The organism is Romboutsia sp. 13368 (assembly GCF_018336475.1).
GTDB lineage: Bacteria > Bacillota > Clostridia > Peptostreptococcales > Peptostreptococcaceae > Romboutsia.
Genome location: NZ_CP048741.1, coordinates 2511227 through 2531027 on the forward strand (window position 1 = coordinate 2511227; position 19801 = coordinate 2531027).

Consider the following 19801-nt stretch of genomic DNA (forward strand, 5'->3'; position numbering starts at 1 on the left):
TGGTAATATGTTTATAGTTCATAAATTTATCTCCTTTCATGTATAGTAGTTTTGTGGTTATTATTACTGTAGCATAAACATAAATTTATGGGCTATTTTTTTACTCATTTTTAGGTGTTGCACTTAATATGATAATCTATCATAATTAAAAANNTGATTAACATRTACTAAATCATCTTCATAGCATTTTTTGCAATGTAAATAGCATTTTTTAACATTTCATACTTATATAGTGCATGCTCTAAAGGTTTATATCGCCAACCAAATCAAAGATTTCGGTTGCTAAAGATAAATGATGGAATTAAATGATATGCAGTTTTCAGAGTATTAACTTTGAAAAAACTTTATATAAGTTAATCGAAAGATTATGTGGTTATTATAGCAAAGAGGATACACCTGTTCCCATACCGAACACAGAAGTTAAGCTCTTTAGCGCTAATGGTACTTGGTGGGCGACCGCCTGGGAGAGTAAGACGTAGCCACGTAATCTTTTTTATTATTCAAATATTAGCTAAAGGTATTTACCTTTAGCTTTTTTATATAATTAAAAAGTTATTGTATACAAAATTTGATTCACATAATTAGTATAGATTTAATAAACTTTACATATTGTTATAAAAAAGAGTAATATAATTTTAAATAAATATTAATAAAAACACATCATGATAATAGTAAAAACTGCAAAACAAAAGAGTACTTATATAGATATTTATATTTAAAAGAGGTAGGTGCTTGTATGAAAGTTTATGATAGTAATATGATAAGAAATATAGCAGTTCTAGGTCATAGTGGATGTGGAAAAACAAATCTAATAGAAGCAATATCTTACACTTCAAATCTTAGAAATAAAATATCAAAACAAAATGATAAAGTTAATATGACATATACATTAGGATTAGTACCAGTTGAACATAACAATTATAAATTTAACTTATTAGATACACCAGGGTACTTTGATTTTTGTGGTGATGTTATATCATCTTTAACTGCAAGTGATGCAGCAGTAATAGTAATAGATGCTACAACTGATATACAAGTTGGTACAGAAAAATCTCTAGAATTAACTCAAGATATTCCAAAAATCATGTTTATAAATAAGATAGATAATGAAAAATCAAGATATAAAGATACACTAAGTATGTTAAGAGATCAATATGGAAATAAAGTAATACCTATGATAATACCTATATATAAGGATAAGCAATTTATGAAGCTACATAATATATTTGAAAATATAGATGAATTAGATGAAGAATTTAAAGAAGAGGCTATGAGTTTAAAAGAATCATTAATGGAGCTTATAGCAGAAACAGATGATGAAATATTAGATAAGTATTTTAGTGGAGAGGAATTAGATGCACAAGATATACAAAAAGGGCTTACTATAGGTATACAAAACGGAGATATTATTCCTGTAATATGTGGTTCCACGATAAACAATATAGGTACAATAGAAATATTAGATACAATAACTAAGTATTTACAACCTAAATACTTAGATGTAGATAATAAATTTAAAGGATTTGTATTTAAAACAGTAGTTGACCCATTTGTAGGAAAAATATCATATTTAAAAGTTACACAAGGTGAAATAGAAAAAGATACTGAAATATTTAATATAAATAAAGATAGTAAAGAAAAATTAAGTAATTTATATACTATGAAGAATAAAGAGTTAGTAGAAATTAATAAAGCTAATTGTGGAGATATAGTTATATTAACTAAGTTTGCTAATTTACAAACTGGGGATACTCTATCAATAAACAAGGATGATGAATCTATACTACCTATTAGCTTCCCTAAACCTCAGATATATTTTTCAATTACTCCAAAAAATAAAGGTGATGAAGAAAAAGTAAGTGCTACATTAAATAAAATAGTAGAAGAAGACCCAAGTATACAATGGTATAGAAATTCAGAGACGAAACAGGCTCTTATAGGTGGCCAAGGAGAGCTTCATATAAATATAGTAAAAGAAAAGATGAAAGAAAAGTTTGGAGTGGATGTTAATTTAGAAGACCTTAAGGTTGCATATAGAGAAACTATAAAAGGTAGCGCCGATGTACAAGGTAAACATAAAAAACAATCAGGGGGACATGGTCAATATGGAGATGTAAAAATCAAATTTGAGAGAAGCAAAGAGGATTTTGAATTTAAAGAAGAAATTTTTGGAGGATCTGTACCTAAACAATATATACCTGCAGTAGAAAAAGGATTGAAGGATTCTATGCTAAAAGGTGTTCTAGCAGGATTCCCAGTTACTAATATAAAAGCTACCCTTTATGATGGTTCATATCATGATGTTGATTCATCTGAAATGGCATTTAAAATGGCAGCTAGTATAGCATTTAAGAAAGGTATGGAAGAAGCACAACCAGTATTATTAGAACCTATAATGAGCTTAAAAATAACAATTCCTGAAGAGTACATGGGAGATGTTATGGGAGATATAAATAAGAGAAGAGGTAAAATATTAGGAATAGAACCATTTGAAAATGGAAAACAATTAATTTATGCACAAGCGCCTCAAGCTGAAACATTTAAATATGCTATAGATTTAAGAGCAATGACACAAGGTAGAGGATATTTTGAAATGGAAGTTGAAAAATATGATGAAGTTCCTAATCAAATAGCTCAAAAGATAATATTAGAAGTAAATAATAATAAATAGGCCATATAAAAGGGGTATATCTGAAGTAATGATACCCCCTTTTTAGATTAAAAGCATAAACTAGATAAAAGTTTAATATTATATTAAGTATAAAGTATATCACCTATAAATTTAATATTATACATTCTATAAGAAAAAAACATTATAGTGTAAACTTTATTAAATAATAACCATATAAATTATATTAATATATAGTCAAAGGAAGTAAAGTTTATATGATTAAGTTGTAATGTAAATGACATAAATTATTATAAAGGCAATTAATAAAGCCTTTTATATATAAACAATATGAAAAATGATAAGTTATATAAGTACTAAAAAAGTATAAAGGTATTATAAAAAATAAGATATTTACAGAGAAAAGTTAAAATAATATTGTACTAATAGATGATAAGATATTATATATACCTATTCCTGAACTAAAAGATAAAGTTAGAGCTAATATTCTACAAAATATAGTGATAGGTTTACTTAGTATTGATGAAAGTAACAAAGGTGAGCTGAAGATAAAAATAAGGATATGCTAAAAGGAGGGATAGTATATGTATTTTAGTAGATTTACACAAAAGTCTAAAAAAGCTATAGAATTAAGTTTAGAATGTGCTAAAGCATTTGGTGACAATATAGTTGATAGTGAATATTTATTGCTAGGTTTACTAAAAGAAGGGGATGGTATAGCTGCAAGAGTATTAATAAAGCTAGGTATAACAGCTAAAGATATAGAAGAGAAAATAATAGAACTAAAAGGTAAAAAATCTACAGAGTTAAATGATGTACAATTAAGTAGTAGAAGTGAAGAGATATTAGCTATATCTGGTATATTTGCAGATAAATTTAAGTCTGAATATATAGAAACGGAACATATATTATTAGGCATTCTTCAACAAGGAGAAGGTATAGCTATTGATATATTAAATGAAGCGGATATAGATTATAAATCTATAGTTGAATTAATAATAGACATGGTTGGGTTAGAAAATATGAAGTCAAGCAAGTCTACACAATCTAATTATCCAGTCAAAACTCAAACATCTTCAAAGCTTTTAGATAAGTATGGAAAAAACTTAACTTTAGTGGCAAGTCAAAATAAAATAGACCCAGTAATAGGACGTGAAAAAGAAATAGAAAGGGCTATACAGATATTAAGTAGAAGAACGAAGAATAACCCTGTATTTATTGGAGACCCGGGTGTTGGAAAAACATCTGTTGCTGAAGGATTGGCTGTAAATATTGCGAAGAAAAATGTTCCTGAAAATCTAATCGGAAAAGTTTTATACACTTTAGATATGGGATCTATGTTAGCTGGTGCTAAATATAGAGGTGAATTTGAAGAAAGAATAAAACAGGTTGTAGATGAAGTTGTTAAAAATGGAAATATAATCTTATTTATAGATGAACTTCATACGATAATAGGAGCAGGATCAACAGGTGAAAGTACGATAGATGCATCTAATATATTAAAACCTGTATTATCAAGAGGTGATATACAGATAATAGGAGCGACAACAATAGATGAATATAGAAAGCATATTGAAAAAGATTCAGCACTAGAAAGAAGATTCCAACCAATTTTAATAACAGAGCCTACTAAGGAAGAAACGGTAAAAATATTAGAGGGATTAAGAGAACGATATGAAACTCATCATAATGTAAAAATAACAGATGAGGCAATAAATGCAGCGGTAGATTTATCTATTAGATATATAACAGATAGATTCTTACCAGATAAAGCTATAGATTTAATTGATGAATCAGCATCTAGAATTAGACTTAGAGAAATAAACGTACAAAAAAGTATGTTGAAATCAAATAAAGATATATTAAGTAAAGAAATTAATGATGAATTAAATAAACATAGTAATAAAAATTATGACATAGAAAAATCTGAAACTGTAAATCAAGAAGTACAAACTATAAAGTCTACTAAAGAAAATAATTATATAGGGGTAGTGGATAAAGAGATAATATCTGAAGTTGTAGAGCTTTGGACAGGAGTACCTGTAAATAAAATAGTTGAAGAAGAAGCAGAAAGATTATTAAATTTAGAAGAAATCTTACATGATAGAGTTGTAGGTCAAGATCAAGCTGTAATATCTATATCTAGAGCTATAAGACGATCTAGAGCAGGACTTAAAGACCCCAAAAGACCTATAGGATCATTTTTATTCTTAGGGCCAACTGGAGTTGGAAAAACGGAGCTATGTAAGGCCTTAGCAGAAGTTCAATTTGGTGATGAAAATCAAATAATAAGATTAGATATGTCTGAGTATATGGAAAAACACGCTGTATCTAAATTAATAGGTTCACCTCCAGGTTATGTTGGATATAATGAAGGAGGACAGTTAACAGAAAAAGTAAGAAGAAATCCGTACTCTGTAATATTATTTGATGAAATAGAAAAAGCACATGATGATGTATTTAATATTTTACTACAAATATTAGATGATGGTAGACTTACAGACTCTAAAGGGCGTATGGTAGATTTTAAAAATACTATACTAATAATGACATCTAATGTTGGAGCTACTAAAATTAATAGGGGTAATAAAGTATTAGGATTTGGTGCAAATAAAGATAAAGATGAAGAAATAAAAAATCAATATGATAAGATGAAAGATAGTATAATGGGAGAGTTGAAGCAGAAATTTAAGCCAGAGTTTTTAAATAGAATAGACGATATAATAGTATTCCATCCATTAGAGGAATGTCATATATTTGAAATAGTAAAATTAATGACAAGAGACGTTATAGAAAGATTAAAGTCAATGAATATAAACCTAGAGATGAGTGAAGAGGCAGTAAAACTAATTGCTCAGGAAGGATTAGATTTAGAGTATGGAGCAAGACCTTTAAAAAGAGCAATTCAAAAAGAATTGGAAGATACTTTATCTGAAGCAATTCTAAAAGGTGTTGTAAAAAAAGGAAGTAACGTTGTTGCTGAAATTGAAGATAATAATATAGTATATAAATGTAAGGTATTATAAAAAATGAGGAGGAAACTCCTCATTTTAATTTTATAAAAATTTACATAATATACCACACATATGTTAAAATTATATATACAATAGTAAATTAAGGGTGATTTATAAATGGCAAAAATAAAAACAAAATATGTATGCCAAGAATGTGGCTATGAAACATCTAAATGGTTAGGTAGATGTCCAGAATGCTCAAAGTGGAATACATTAGAGGAAGAAGTAGAACAAAAAGGATCTAATAAAGAAGTATTTATTATAGATAAATCTTCTTCAAAACCGTTAAATATAAATTCAATAGAAACAAAAGAAGAAGAAAGATTTTCAACATGTATAAATGAGTTAGATAGAGTACTTGGAGGAGGAGTAGTAAAAGGATCACTAGTATTAGTTGGTGGAGATCCTGGAATAGGAAAATCAACACTATTAATTCAAGTATCAAGTAATGTTGCTAATTCAGGAAAAAGAGTATTATATATATCAGGGGAAGAATCAGAATCTCAGATAAAAATGAGAGCTCAAAGATTAGGAATTAACTCTGATAATTTATATATTTTTGCAGAAAATAATTTAAGCTTAATAGAAGCTCAGCTAGATAATGTAAAGCCTGATCTTATAATTCTTGATTCTATTCAAACCGTATATAGTCCAGAAATAACTTCAGCACCAGGAACGGTAAGCCAAATCAAAGAAGGAACTTCTAAATTTATGAAAATATCTAAAAAAATGGGTATATCAACCTTCATAGTTGGACATGTAACAAAAGAAGGATCTTTAGCTGGACCTAGATTATTAGAACATATGGTAGATACAGTATTATACTTCGAAGGTGAAAGATATAATACATATAGATTAGTTAGAGCTGTTAAAAATAGATTTGGTTCAACTAATGAGTTAGGTGTATTTGAAATGAGAGATTTAGGGCTAGTTGAGCTTGAAAATCCATCAAAAATACTTATATCAGAAAAGCCTAAGGATGTAGCAGGTTCAGTTATAATATCTACAGTAGAAGGAACTAGGCCAATGTTACTTGAAATGCAGGCTTTGGTATCTCCAACAAGTTATGGTATACCAAAAAGGACAGCAACAGGTGTTGATTTCAATAGAGTAGGTATGCTTTTGGCTGTCTTAGAAAAAAGAGTAGGACTTCAAATTCAAAATCAAGATGTATACCTTAATATAGTAGGAGGAATAAAAATAAATGAACCTTCAATAGATTTAGGTATAGTAATAGCTATAGCATCTAGTTTTAGAAATGTTCCTGTTGATGAAACAATAGCAGTAACAGGAGAAGTTGGACTTACAGGAGAAGTAAGGGCAGTAAGTTTCATAGAAAAAAGAATAGCAGAATGTAAAAAGCTTGGTTTTACTAAAATAGTTATACCTAGAAATAATTATGAAGTAGTAAAAGATACTAAAGGTATAGAAATTTGGCCTGTAGATAATTTAAGACAAGCAATAAATATAGTATTAGGGGGGAATAGATAATAATGGAGGATTTCCTAAGTAATAAAAATTTTATACATGCATTAAAAATGATATCTCCAGGAACTCCGTTAAGACAAGGGCTAGATAATATATTAAAAGCTAAAACAGGAGGACTTATAGTACTTGCAGCTAGTGAAGAAATAATGGAAGTAGTAGATGGAGGGTTTTGTATAAATGCAGACTACTCACCAGCATATATCTATGAGCTAGCTAAAATGGATGGAGCTATAGTTTTAAGTGGAGACATAAAGAAAATTCTTTTTGCAAATGCTCAACTTATGCCTGATTATTCTATACCAACATCAGAAACTGGGACTAGACATAGAACTGCAGAAAGAGTAGCAAAGCAAACGGGAGCAATAGTTATAGCTATATCTCAAAGAAGAAATATAATCACAGTATATAGAGGAGATAAAAAATATGCTTTAGAGGATATATCTAAAATACTTACTAAAGCTAATCAAGCATTACAAACTCTTGAAAAGTATAAGTCTGTACTAGATGAAGCGATAATTAATTTAAATGCATTAGAATTCAATGATTTAGTGACAATATATGATGTAGCTATAGTTATACAAAAGATAGAAATGGTAATGAGAATAACCAATATAATTGAAAAATATGTAATAGAGCTTGGTGAAGAAGGTACACTTGTAAAAATGCAGTTGGAAGAGTTAATGGGAACGACAAAAATGGACCAAAAGCTTATATTTAAAGATTATAGCAAAAAGAATGTAGAAATATCAGACTTTAAGAAAAAGATAAAAAATCTTTCATCAGAAGATTTACTGGATTTAACTAATATGGCTAAATTATTAGGACATAGTGGTTTTTCAGAAAATATGGATATGACTATAAAATCAAGAGGATATAGAATTCTTAGTAAGATACATAGATTACCATCAGCAATAATAGATAATTTAGTAAATTACTTCGACAATTTCCAGGAAATATTAAATGCATCAATAGAGGAATTAGATGATGTTGAAGGAATAGGTGAAATAAGAGCAACATATATTAAAAATGGACTTATAAAAATGAAACAATTAGTTTTATTAGATAGGCACATATAGATAGTAGTTACTACTTTGTGCTTGAATATATTAGGTATTATAGATTATAATAAGTAAATATTAATAACGAATCAGGGGGTGAAATTTTGATACAAAAAATTATAAGAGGCATGATAGGTATATTTGGATTTGTTTTAGGATTTACCGTATACTCATCATTAGCTAATACGTTTCCAGTACTTTTATTTGGAATAAGTAACAATGCAATACTAATATCAATAGTTGTAGGTCTAATTATAGGAGTTATATTCTATATAATAGGACCTTGGGTTATAGATAATTTTAAATATATAGCTAAACTTTTAGATAAAGAAATATCAAAATATCCTCAAACCGATATATTATTAGGTTCTATAGGTCTTATAATTGGTCTTGTTATAGCTTACTTAGTAGGTGGTTTAATAAACTCAATACCTATAGTAGGGGGAATTCTAACTTTTATTACATATGTATTTATGGGTTATTTAGGTATAAAAATAGCACTTAAAAGTAAGGATGATTTATTTAATATAAGTAAATTATCTAGATTAGCTCCATCAATGAAAGAAAAAAATTCAAAAAAAGAACAAAAGAGTATTCCACCAAAGGTGTTAGATACTAGTGTTATAATCGATGGTAGAATAGCAGATATATGTAGAACAGGATTTATAGAGGGTAAACTTATAATACCTAAATTTGTCCTTGATGAATTACAACATATAGCAGACTCTTCAGATGATTTAAAAAGAGTTAGGGGAAGAAGAGGTCTTGATATATTAAATATAATTCAAAAAGAAATCGATATAGAAGTTGAAATAAGTGAAGCTAAATTTGATGATATTCCTGAAGTTGACAGTAAATTATTAAAGTTAGCTCAAGTATTAGGCGGAAAAGTAGTTACAAACGACTACAACTTAAATAAAGTAGCTCAATTCCAAGGTGTAGAAGTATTAAACATAAATGAACTTGCAAATGCTATAAAACCAGTTGCAATACCTGGTGAAGAGATGGTTGTTCAAGTTGTTAAAGAAGGAAAAGAGCATAGTCAAGGTATAGCTTACTTAGATGATGGAACTATGATAGTTGTAGATGGAGGTAAAAAACATATGGGTGAAACTATAAAAGTATTAGTAACATCTGTACTACAAACTCCAGCAGGAAGAATGATATTTGGAAAACCAAAAAACTAATAGATTTTAAAGTAAGGTGTCTCATAATATAAATTATTTTGAGACACCTTATTAAATATAAACAGTTTAGTATTTAATAAAATTAAGAGGTGTAAGTATGAATGGAGTTGTCATAGTAGCTGCTGGAACAGGCAGTAGAATGAACATGGGAATTAATAAACAGTTCATAAAACTTGAAGGAAAAGAAATTATATATTATACAATTGAAAAGTTCTATAAAAATGAAAATATAGATGATATTGTAGTTGTTGTAAAAGAAGATGAAGCTGAATTTTTTAGAAAAGAAATATTAGATAAATATAACTTTAAAAACATAAAACTAGCTTATGGTGGAAAAGAGAGACAGGACTCTGTTTATAATGGATTGAAATCATTAGATAAAAATTGTAATATTGTATTAATTCATGATGGTGCAAGACCTTTTGTTTCTAATAAAATAATAAATAAATCAATTGAAGAAGCTAAAGAAAATAAAGCTATAGTAGTAGGTGTACCAGTAAAAGATACTATAAAAGTTATAGATAATGATAAAAATATAGTAGATACTCCAAATAGAAATATATTATGGGCAGTTCAGACACCTCAAACTTTTGACTATAATCTACTTATAAAATCTTATGAAGATGCATTTAAGGATGGTTTCTATGGAACTGATGATGCTATGTTAGTAGAGAGAATAGGATATAAGGTAAAGATGGTAGAAGGTTCATACAATAATATAAAAATAACAACACAAGAAGACTTAGGTATAGGAAGTCAAATATTAAAAGTTCAAGAGTAATAGGAGGACAGATATGAGAGTTGGATTAGGATATGATGTACATAAATTAGTTGAAGGTAGAAAATTAATTATAGGTGGAGTAGATATTCCACATGAAAAAGGGCTATTAGGTCATTCTGATGCAGATGTATTAGTACATGCAGTAATGGATTCTATAATAGGAGCATTGGCGTTAGGTGATATAGGTAAGCATTTCCCGGATACAGACGAAAAATATAAAGGTGCAGATAGCATAAAACTATTAGAATTTGTGCAAAATTTAGTTGATGAAAAAGGTTACGCTATAGGTAATATAGACTGTACTATAATAGCCCAAAGTCCTAAGATGGCACCTCATATAGCTAATATGAGAGAAAATATAGCTAGAGCATTAAATACATCTATAGATAATATAAATGTAAAAGCAACAACAGAAGAAGGCTTAGGATTTACTGGAGCAAAAGAAGGAATAGCAGCTCAAAGTATTTGTTTATTAGTTAAAGTTGACAAGTAATATTAAATAATATAATATTAGTAAATATAAGATAACGCAAATATAGTAATAATACAATAGAATGTGTATATACTATGCATAAGATAGAAAAGCGATAATTAAGAAATAGTAAAAGATGAAATCTTTACAGAGAGGAAACAAGGGTGGAAGTTTCTAAGAGGAAGTCTTTGAACCAATCTTTTAGCTTAAAAACGGTAAAAAGTTTTTACGGGAGGGACCGTTATATCCCCTTAAAGAGAGCCTTTTTAGGCTAATTAGAGTGGTACCGCGGAAATTCAACCTTTCGTCTCTATACATAAGTATGGAGTCGAAAGGTTTTTTTGTGGAAAGAATTTACTATCTTAAAGATAAATTAATACAGGAGGAAATATAATATGAAAATGTCAAAAATGTTTATGCCAACATTAAGAGAAGTTCCAGCTGATGCAGAAATAACAAGTCATCAATTAATGTTAAGAGCTGGTATGATAAGAAAGATGGCATCAGGAGTATATAACCAATTACCTATGGGTATAAGAGTTTTCAATAAAATCCAAGGAATAATAAGAGAAGAATTAAATAAAAAAGGATGCCAAGAAATACTTTGTTCAGGTCTTATACCAGCAGAACTTTGGAAAGAGTCTGGTAGATGGGATGTAATGGGAGCTGAAATGATGAGATTAAAGGATAGAAATGATAGAGATTTCTGCCTTGGACCAACTCATGAAGAGGTATTCACAGATTTAATAAAGCAAGAAATAACTTCTTACAAGCAATTACCATTAAACTTATACCAAATACAAGTAAAATATAGAGATGAAAGAAGACCAAGATTTGGTGTAATGAGAACTAGAACTTTCACAATGAAAGATGCTTACAGCTTTGATACAGATGAAGCAGGATTAGATAAATCATACCAAGATATGTTTGAAGCATATACAAATATATTTGCAAGATGTGGATTAGATAACAGCCCAGTTCAAGCAGATACAGGAGCTATAGGTGGTTCAGTTTCAGCTGAGTTCATGGTTAAATCAGAAGTTGGAGAAGATGAAATAGTATTCTGTAGCGGATGTGACTATGCAGCTAATATGGAAAAAGCAGTAGCTGTAGTAGAAGAAGCTTCAACTGAAGAAATGAAAGAATTAAAAGAAGTACACACTCCAGGTGTACATACAATAGAAGAATTAGAAAACTTCTTTAAATTATCAGCTGATAAGTTTGCAAAAACTTTAGTATATGTAGCTGATGGTAAGACAGTTGTTGTAGTAGTAAGAGGAGATAGAGAAGTTAACGAAACTAAAGTAGGAAATGCTATAGGTGGAGTTGTTGAATTCGAACTTGCTAATGCAGAAGTAGTAAAAGCTGTAACTAATGCAGAAGTAGGATTTGCAGGACCAATAGGAATAAAAGCTGATTACGTACTTATAGACAATGAGGTGGCTAATGCTAGAAACTTAGTAGTAGGAGCTAATAAAACTGAGTACCATATAGAAAATGCTAACTACGGAAGAGATTTCGAAGGAACAGTAGGAGATTTCAGAAATGTAACTGAGCAAGATAAGTGTACTAAGTGTGGAAGTCATTTTGAAATAGCTAGAGGGGTAGAAGTTGGACATATATTCAAGTTAGGAACTAAATACTCTGAAGCTATGGGATGTAACTTCATAGATAAAGATGGTAAGTCTAAGCCAGTAGTAATGGGATGTTATGGAATAGGTGTAGAAAGAACAGCTGCAGCTATAATAGAACAACACCATGATGAAAATGGTATAACTTGGCCACTAGCAATAGCTCCATACCATGTTGTAGTTGTACCTGTTAATATAAAGAAAGCTGAGCATATGGAAGCTGCTGAAAAGATATACAACGAGTTACAAGCTATGGGTGTAGAAGTATTATTAGATGATAGAGATGAAAGAGCTGGAGTTAAGTTCAAGGATAGTGAACTTATAGGTATACCAATGAGAATTACTGTTGGTAAAGATATAGTAGATGGAAAAGTAGAATTCAAACTAAGAAAATCTGAAGATAAAGAAGTAATAGCATTAGATGAGATAAAATCAAGAGTTGAAGCTGAATTTGTAAAAAATAACGTAAAGTTAGGATAATTACAAAATAATTAAATAGTATATATAATCCACGGATTTATTAACATTTTAAGTTAAAATGTGGATATATATACTATTTTAATTTTCATAAAAAGTGAGTTATCAACAGATTATTTGGATAAAATATAAGTTGTATTTTTGAGCAACGGATGTATCCGTAGCGGAAGCAAGGATGTATCCGTAGCGGAAGCAAGGATATATCGTTGGCGAAATGAGCAAAGCGAATTTTTTATATTATTTGGATAAAATAACATTACAATAAAGGCTTATTTTGATATTATAGATACATATAGATATTTATAGGAGGTAAAGACATGAGTGTAAAAGTAAGATTTGCTCCAAGTCCAACAGGATTTGTACATATAGGTAGTTTAAGAACTGCTTTATACAATTACTTATTCGCAAAGAGAATGGGTGGAGAATATTTATTAAGAGTAGAAGATACAGACCAAACAAGATTAGTTGAAGGTGCAATAGAAAACATGCTTCAAGCTATGAACTGGGCTGGTGTTAACCACACTGAAGGTGTTATGTTAGATGAGAACGGAAATATAGTTCAAAAAGGAGAGAACGGTCCTTACATACAATCTCAAAGATTAGATATATACAAAAAATATATACAAGAATTATTAGATAGTGGAAAAGCTTACTACTGCTTCTGTACAAAAGAAAGATTAGATGATGTAAGAGAAAAGCAAAAAGAAGCTGGAGAAACTCCAAGATACGATGGTCATTGTAGAGATCTTACTGAAGAAGAAGTACAAGCTAAGATAGCTGCAGGAGAACCATACGTTATAAGATTAAGATTACCAGAAAATCATGTTATAAAGTTCAATGACTTAGTTAGAGGGGAAACAGAATTCAATACTAATGACTTAGATGATCAAGTATTAATAAAAACTGATGGATTCCCAACATATCACTTTGCTGTAGTTGTTGATGACCACTTAATGGAAATAACTCACGTTATAAGAGGAGAAGAATGGCTTTCTTCAACTCCAAAGCATGTTTACTTATATGAAGCATTTGGATGGGAGCCAACAACATTTGTACACTTACCAAACATACTTAATAAAGAAAAGAAAAAGTTAAGTAAGAGACATGGTGATGTTGCAGTTGAAGACTTCAAGAAAAAAGGATACTTACCAGAAGGTTTAGTAAACTATGTTGCATTAGTTGGATGGTCTCCAGAAGATAACCAAGAAATATTCTCTATGGAAGAATTAGAAAATGCATTCTCTATAGATAGAGTATCTAAGAGTGGTGGAGTATTTGACACAGAAAAATTAAACTGGGTTAACCAACATTATATAAAGGATGCAGATGATGCATACTTAACAGATTTAGCTATACCTTTCTTAGTTGAAGCTGGATTAATAAAAGAAGAAGATGCTGAATCTAAATATGAATTCATAAAAGGTATGGTATCAGTTCTTAAAGAAAAATTACAATATGTAAAAGAAATAACTGAACATGCTAATATATTCTTTGGAGATACTGTTGAATTAGAAACTGAAGAATGTAAAGAATTCTTAAACTTAGAACATATACCAACTTTAATAGATGCATTAGAAGCTAAAGTAGAAGCTGCAGAAGTAATAGATGAAGCTTTTGTTAAGGCAATGTTCAAAGAAATACAAAAAGAGCATGGAATAAAGGGTAAAAACTTATTCATGGGATCAAGAATAATATTAACTGGTCAAATGCATGGACCAGACCTTCCAAAAACTATGGAAGTTTTAGGAAAAGAAACTTGCTTAAATAGAATAAAATATGTAAAAAATAATATTTTATAGTTATGCAAAAAGTCCACTTAAATAAGTGGACTTTTTTATATAAGATATAGCTAAATTTTATAAAAATAGTCTATAAAGAAGTAATATCAATATGTTTAGATAGATTCTATATTATAATTATTGTATATTTAATTATGATAATATTTAGTTAAAATAAATTATTACTAAATTTAATTTATGTAGTTATTTGATGAAAATATTTGGGTATACTTCTAAAGGAGTTTATTCTAAATAAAAGTAATATATTAAAAGGTGTCGATTGAGTATAATTTTTAAACAATCTAACTGTAGGGAGGATAAACAGATGATGATTGAAGAAATAAAAGAAGAATTAGAGAAATTATGCACTGATTATTTAGATATATTACAACAATTAAAAAGCCAAGAATTAATAAGTGAAGAAACCTTTAAAACATGCAGTATAAATAAAAACTCTTTTTTAGAAGATTAAGTAATAGTATCTAAATAAAGATATTTTTTATACTAAGGATATAATAGTAATACTATTAATTAAATAAGTTTTAAATTATAATAGAAGATATAAATATTTATGGCAAGATATAACAATGTAGTGAGGTGATAAGTGTGAAATTATATAATACATTAACTAGAACAAAAGAAGAATTTGTGCCGTTAGAAGAAGGAAAGGTAAAGATGTATGTTTGTGGACCGACAGTATACAATTATATACATATAGGAAATGCTAGACCTTTTATAATGTTTGATACATTAAGAAGATATTTACAATACAAAGGATATGATGTAACTTTCGTTCAAAACTTTACAGATGTAGATGATAAAATAATAAAAAGAGGTCATGAAGAAGGAATAAGCCCGGAAGAAGTAGCTGATAAGTATATAGATGAGTACTTTGTAGATGCAGATGGTCTTGGAATAAAAAGAGCAGATGTTCATCCAAGAGTTACAGATAATATACAACAAATAATAGATTTTGTTAAAGATTTAGAAGACAAAGGATATGCTTATGAAGTAAATGGAGATGTTTATTTTGACACTAAGAAATTTGAAGGTTATGGAAAACTTTCTAAGCAAAATCAAGATGAACTAGAAGCAGGAGCAAGAATAGAAGTAAATAGCCAAAAGAGACATCCAATGGATTTCGTTTTATGGAAGTCTAAAAAAGAAGGTGAACCAGGATGGAACAGCCCTTGGGGAGAAGGTAGACCAGGATGGCATATAGAGTGTTCGGTTATGTCAAGTAGATATCTAGGTGAAACTATAGATATACATGCTGGAGGTCAAGACTTAGCATTCCCTCACCATGAGAATGAGATAGCACAAAGTGAAGCTAGAAGTGGAAAGACATTCTCTAATTACTGGGTTCACAATGGATATATAAATATAAATAACGAGAAGATGAGTAAATCAAAAGGAAACTTCTTTACTGTAAGAGATATATCTAAGCAATATGACTTAGAAATAGTAAGATTCTTTATGTTATCAGCTCATTATAGAAATCCTGTTAACTTCAGTGATGAAATGCTTAATCAAGCAAAAGCAGGACTTGAAAGACTATACAATGCTAAAGAAAAGTTAGAGTTTACTATAAGTAATTTAGCACAGTCTTCTATAAAAGATTCAGAAAAAGAATTAGTAAATGAATTAGAATCTTATAAGACTAAATTTATAAATGCTATGGAAGATGATTTAAATACTGCAGATGCAGTAAGTGCTATATTCGAATTATCAAAGTTCATAAATACAAATGTAAACGAAGAATCGTCTCTAGAATTTGCTGAATTATGCTTAGATAAATTTAATGAGCTTACTGAAGTTTTAAATATAGTAAATAAGAAAAATGATGATATACTAGATAAAGATATAGAAGAGCTAATACAAAAAAGAGCAGATGCTAAGAAAAATAAAGATTTTAAATTAGCAGATGATATAAGACAAGAATTATTAGATAAGGGAATAATTTTAGAAGATACTAGACAAGGTACTAAGTGGAAGAGAGCATAGATATGGAAAGAACAGAATTAATAACTATGTCTCCATTAGTATTAGCTTATTTAGGTGATACAGTTTTTGAATCACATATAAGGGAGTATTTAATAACAAAAAATATAAACAAAAAAGTTAATGATCTTCATAAAACCGCTATAAAATATGTGAATGCTAAAGCACAAGCAACTATAATACACAATATAGAAGATGAATTAACAGAAGATGAATTAAGAGTTTATAAAAGGGGAAGAAATCAAAAATCTCATACTTCTCCTAAAAATGCAGATATAATAGACTATAAGCATGCAACAGGATTTGAAGCTTTAATTGGATATTTATACTTAGATAAAAATCATGAAAGATTAGAGTATATTATATCTAAAGGAATAAAAATTGTTGAAGATAATATGTAATTAAGGAAAAGTATTGCTATTTAAAGCAATACTTTTCTACATTTTTACGCGAATTGAGAGATTTTAATGTATAATATTTATAAATTTAAAAGGGAGGATATTAGGAATGAAGGTAAAAATATTATCTTATACACCAGAGCCAGAGAAAGTTATATCTATGGCGGCAAAACTATGTTATTCAGCTGTTGGAGTAGATCAAATAGAAGAAAATTTAACTCCAGAGAGTATAGATAAGTTTTTAAACATGTTAATAAGCATAGGGCATGAATCACCATTAGAGCATGTATCTTTTACATTTGCAGTAGAAGGTATATCTAGAGCATGTTCTCATCAAATTGTTAGACATCGTATAGCAAGTTACTCTCAACAAAGTCAAAGGTATGTTAAATTAGATCAGTTTGAATATATAATTCCTCACCATATAAATGAAGTAGATGAGGCAAGAGAATTATTTATAGAAACAATGAAAAAAGACCAAGAAGCATATGATAAACTAGTAGAAATATTATTAAAAAAACACTATAATAAATTAATACAAAATGGAAAAAATGAGAAAGAAGCTAAAAGAAGTGCAGAAAAACAAGCAATAGAAGATGCTAGATATGTATTCCCAAATGCTTGTGAAACAAAAATGGTATTTACTATGAATATTAGAAGTTTATATAACTTCTTAAATCACAGATGTTGTGAAAGAGCACAATGGGAAATAAGGGAGTTAGCTATAGAAATGTTAAGACAATTAAAACAAGTAGCTCCTATACTATTTAAGAATATAGGACCAAATTGTGTACAAGGTCCATGCCCAGAAGGTAATATGACTTGTGGTAAAATAGTTGAAATAAGAGAAAAATTTAAGAATTTATAGGCGGTGGAAAATTTGGCAACAATAGAAGGAAGAAATCCTGTAATAGAAGCAATAAAGAATGATAGAGAAATAGATAAAATAATGATAGCAAATTCAGCTAAAGAAGGTTCTATCAAAAAAATAATAGGTATGGCTAAAGAAAAAAATATAGTAATACAATATGTGGATAGAAATAAATTAGATGAAATAAGTACTAGTCATTCTCATCAAGGTGTAATAGCTCAAGTAAGTGAGTATAAATACTGGGAGTTAGATGAACTAATAGATAGCGTTAAGGAAAAGAATGAAGATCCATTTTTCATAATACTAGATGAAATAACAGACCCTCACAACCTAGGTTCGATAATAAGAACAGCTGATGCAGTTGGAGCTCATGGAGTTATAATACCAAAGAGAAGATCAGTACATATAACACCAGTAGTAGCTAAGGCATCTGCAGGTGCAGTAGAATATGTTCCTGTTTGTAAGGTTACAAACATAGTAAACACTATAAAGAAATTAAAAGAAGAAGGTCTATGGATAGCTGCAGCTGATATGGATGGACAAACATTCTATGAGCAAAATCTTACAGGAGCAATAGGTTTAGTTATAGGAAGTGAAGGTTTTGGTATATCTAGGTTAGTTAAGCAAAATTGTGACTTTACTGTTAAGATGCCGATGATAGGAAATGTTACATCATTAAATGCATCAGTAGCAGGTGGAATTCTACTATACGAGATATTTAAACAAAGATCAGGTAATAAGTAAGGTTATGAGATTAAATAAAAAAGAATATTTGATAGTAGATGGTTACAATATTATAAATGCATGGGATGAATTAAAGGAATTATCTAAGACCGATTTAGAACATGCTAGAGAAAAACTAATAGACGCTATAATTGAATACGCTGAATATACAGGGAGAAAAGGCATAATAGTTTTTGATGCTTATAATATAAAAAGCTGTAAAGAAAAAATAGAAGAAAGAAAAAATATAACTATCGTGTATACAAAAGAATATCAAACTGCAGACAGTTATATAGAAAAGTTTATAGGCTCTTTATCGAAATATGATGATGTAAAAGTTGCTACCAATGATTATGCAGAGCAACAAATTGTATTAGGAAAAGGTGCAAGCCGTATAACTTCAAGAGAATTAAAGTTAGATTTAGAGAATGCAAAGTCTAAAATAAGAGAAAAAAATACTAGCGTGCAGAAAAAAATACAACGAAATTGGTTAGAAGATAGATTAGATAAGGAAACATTGTCGAAACTTGAGAACATTCGTAGAAACCGTTGAAAACACTAAATTTTTTAGATTATAATAAAGCTATGAAACTGTTTTATGGGGGAGAGAAACATGTTAGTAGCAAATGTTGAATTTTACGAATCAATAGATAACTGTCAGAAAGATGAGTATGATATAGTATTAAAAGCAAGTAATGGGGATAAAATAGCATTAGAATATATTATAAAAAAATATAAAAACTTTGTAAAAGCTAAAGCAAAGTCATATTTTTTAATAGGTGCAGATAAAGAGGATATAATTCAAGAGGGAATGATAGGATTATACAAAGCAGTTAGAGACTTTGATGCTACTAAAACAAATTCATTTAAAGGATTTGCTGAGATATGTATAACTAGACAGATAATAACAGCAATAAAAACAGCAACACGACAAAAACATATACCTTTGAATTCATATATATCTTTAAATAAACCTATATATGATGAGGAATCAGAAAGAACACTTTTGGATATAATTGCAACTAGTATAGTTACAGATCCAGAGGAACTTATAATAAGTAAGGAAGAGCTAAAGCACATAGAATCAAAGATGAATGAGTTACTAAGTGATTTAGAATTACAAGTAGTAGAGTACTATTTAAACGGTAAGTCATATCAATACATAGCGGACAAGCTTCAAAGAGATGTAAAATCAATAGATAATGCTCTTCAAAGAGTAAAGAGAAAATTGGAAAAACATCTTGAAAACAGAAATAATTAATAGTAAAATACTTACCATAAGCTTATTATAAG

Annotated in this window: 16 protein-coding genes, 1 rRNA gene and 1 other annotated feature; all 17 genes read left to right on the top strand. The window is 29.0% G+C overall.

From position 1 onward, the window contains the following. Positions 1–368 precede the first annotated feature (368 nt). Positions 369–485 (top strand): 5S ribosomal RNA (gene rrf, locus G3997_RS10970). A gap of 251 nt (positions 486–736) precedes the next feature. Continuing rightward, on the top strand, positions 737–2671 hold the full coding sequence (locus G3997_RS10975; protein WP_296645802.1) for an elongation factor G: 1935 nt from the start codon (positions 737–739) through the stop codon (positions 2669–2671). A gap of 542 nt (positions 2672–3213) precedes the next feature. Beyond that, positions 3214–5655 carry an ATP-dependent Clp protease ATP-binding subunit gene (locus tag G3997_RS10980; protein ID WP_296645807.1) on the top strand — a complete coding sequence of 814 codons (2442 nt, stop codon included), beginning with the start codon at positions 3214–3216 and terminating at the stop codon, positions 5653–5655. 105 nt (positions 5656–5760) lie between these two features. After that, positions 5761–7134 carry a DNA repair protein RadA gene (gene radA, locus G3997_RS10985; protein ID WP_296645809.1) on the top strand — a complete coding sequence of 458 codons (1374 nt, stop codon included), beginning with the start codon at positions 5761–5763 and terminating at the stop codon, positions 7132–7134. Between the two features lie 2 nt (positions 7135–7136). Further along, a complete protein-coding gene (gene disA / locus G3997_RS10990; protein WP_296645810.1) occupies positions 7137–8207 on the top strand; it encodes a DNA integrity scanning diadenylate cyclase DisA in 1071 nt (356 codons plus the stop codon). A gap of 86 nt (positions 8208–8293) precedes the next feature. Further along, a complete protein-coding gene (locus G3997_RS10995) occupies positions 8294–9376 on the top strand; it encodes a PIN/TRAM domain-containing protein (protein ID WP_296645812.1) in 1083 nt (360 codons plus the stop codon). A gap of 97 nt (positions 9377–9473) precedes the next feature. Further along, positions 9474–10157 (top strand): 2-C-methyl-D-erythritol 4-phosphate cytidylyltransferase, encoded by a 684-nt coding sequence (gene ispD / locus G3997_RS11000; protein ID WP_296645814.1) that lies wholly within the window; start codon positions 9474–9476, stop codon positions 10155–10157. A gap of 13 nt (positions 10158–10170) precedes the next feature. Then, positions 10171–10650 (top strand): 2-C-methyl-D-erythritol 2,4-cyclodiphosphate synthase, encoded by a 480-nt coding sequence (gene ispF, locus G3997_RS11005; protein WP_296645817.1) that lies wholly within the window; start codon positions 10171–10173, stop codon positions 10648–10650. Positions 10651–10735: 85 nt separating this feature from the next. Next, positions 10736–10944, top strand: a binding site (T-box leader). A gap of 80 nt (positions 10945–11024) precedes the next feature. Further along, positions 11025–12740, top strand: a complete 1716-nt coding sequence (locus tag G3997_RS11010; protein WP_296645820.1) for a proline--tRNA ligase — start codon at positions 11025–11027, stop codon at positions 12738–12740. A 314-nt stretch (positions 12741–13054) separates the two neighbouring features. Beyond that, positions 13055–14536 (top strand): glutamate--tRNA ligase, encoded by a 1482-nt coding sequence (gene gltX / locus G3997_RS11015; protein ID WP_296645823.1) that lies wholly within the window; start codon positions 13055–13057, stop codon positions 14534–14536. A 304-nt stretch (positions 14537–14840) separates the two neighbouring features. Then, positions 14841–14987 carry a hypothetical protein gene (locus tag G3997_RS11020; protein ID WP_296645826.1) on the top strand — a complete coding sequence of 49 codons (147 nt, stop codon included), beginning with the start codon at positions 14841–14843 and terminating at the stop codon, positions 14985–14987. A gap of 134 nt (positions 14988–15121) precedes the next feature. Continuing rightward, entirely contained in the window at positions 15122–16519 is a 1398-nt protein-coding gene (cysS, locus tag G3997_RS11025) for a cysteine--tRNA ligase (protein WP_296645830.1), read from the top strand. 2 nt (positions 16520–16521) lie between these two features. Continuing rightward, positions 16522–16917 carry a Mini-ribonuclease 3 gene (locus tag G3997_RS11030; protein ID WP_296645834.1) on the top strand — a complete coding sequence of 132 codons (396 nt, stop codon included), beginning with the start codon at positions 16522–16524 and terminating at the stop codon, positions 16915–16917. A 106-nt stretch (positions 16918–17023) separates the two neighbouring features. After that, complete coding sequence (gene thyX / locus G3997_RS11035) at positions 17024–17782, top strand: FAD-dependent thymidylate synthase (RefSeq protein ID WP_296645838.1); 759 nt, start codon at positions 17024–17026, stop codon at positions 17780–17782. Positions 17783–17794: 12 nt separating this feature from the next. Continuing rightward, positions 17795–18529, top strand: a complete 735-nt coding sequence (gene rlmB, locus G3997_RS11040) for a 23S rRNA (guanosine(2251)-2'-O)-methyltransferase RlmB (protein ID WP_296645840.1) — start codon at positions 17795–17797, stop codon at positions 18527–18529. Between the two features lie 4 nt (positions 18530–18533). Next, positions 18534–19061, top strand: a complete 528-nt coding sequence (locus G3997_RS11045) for an NYN domain-containing protein (protein ID WP_296645843.1) — start codon at positions 18534–18536, stop codon at positions 19059–19061. 60 nt (positions 19062–19121) lie between these two features. Further along, positions 19122–19769 carry an RNA polymerase sporulation sigma factor SigH gene (gene sigH, locus G3997_RS11050; protein ID WP_296645846.1) on the top strand — a complete coding sequence of 216 codons (648 nt, stop codon included), beginning with the start codon at positions 19122–19124 and terminating at the stop codon, positions 19767–19769. Positions 19770–19801: the final 32 nt, after the last annotated feature.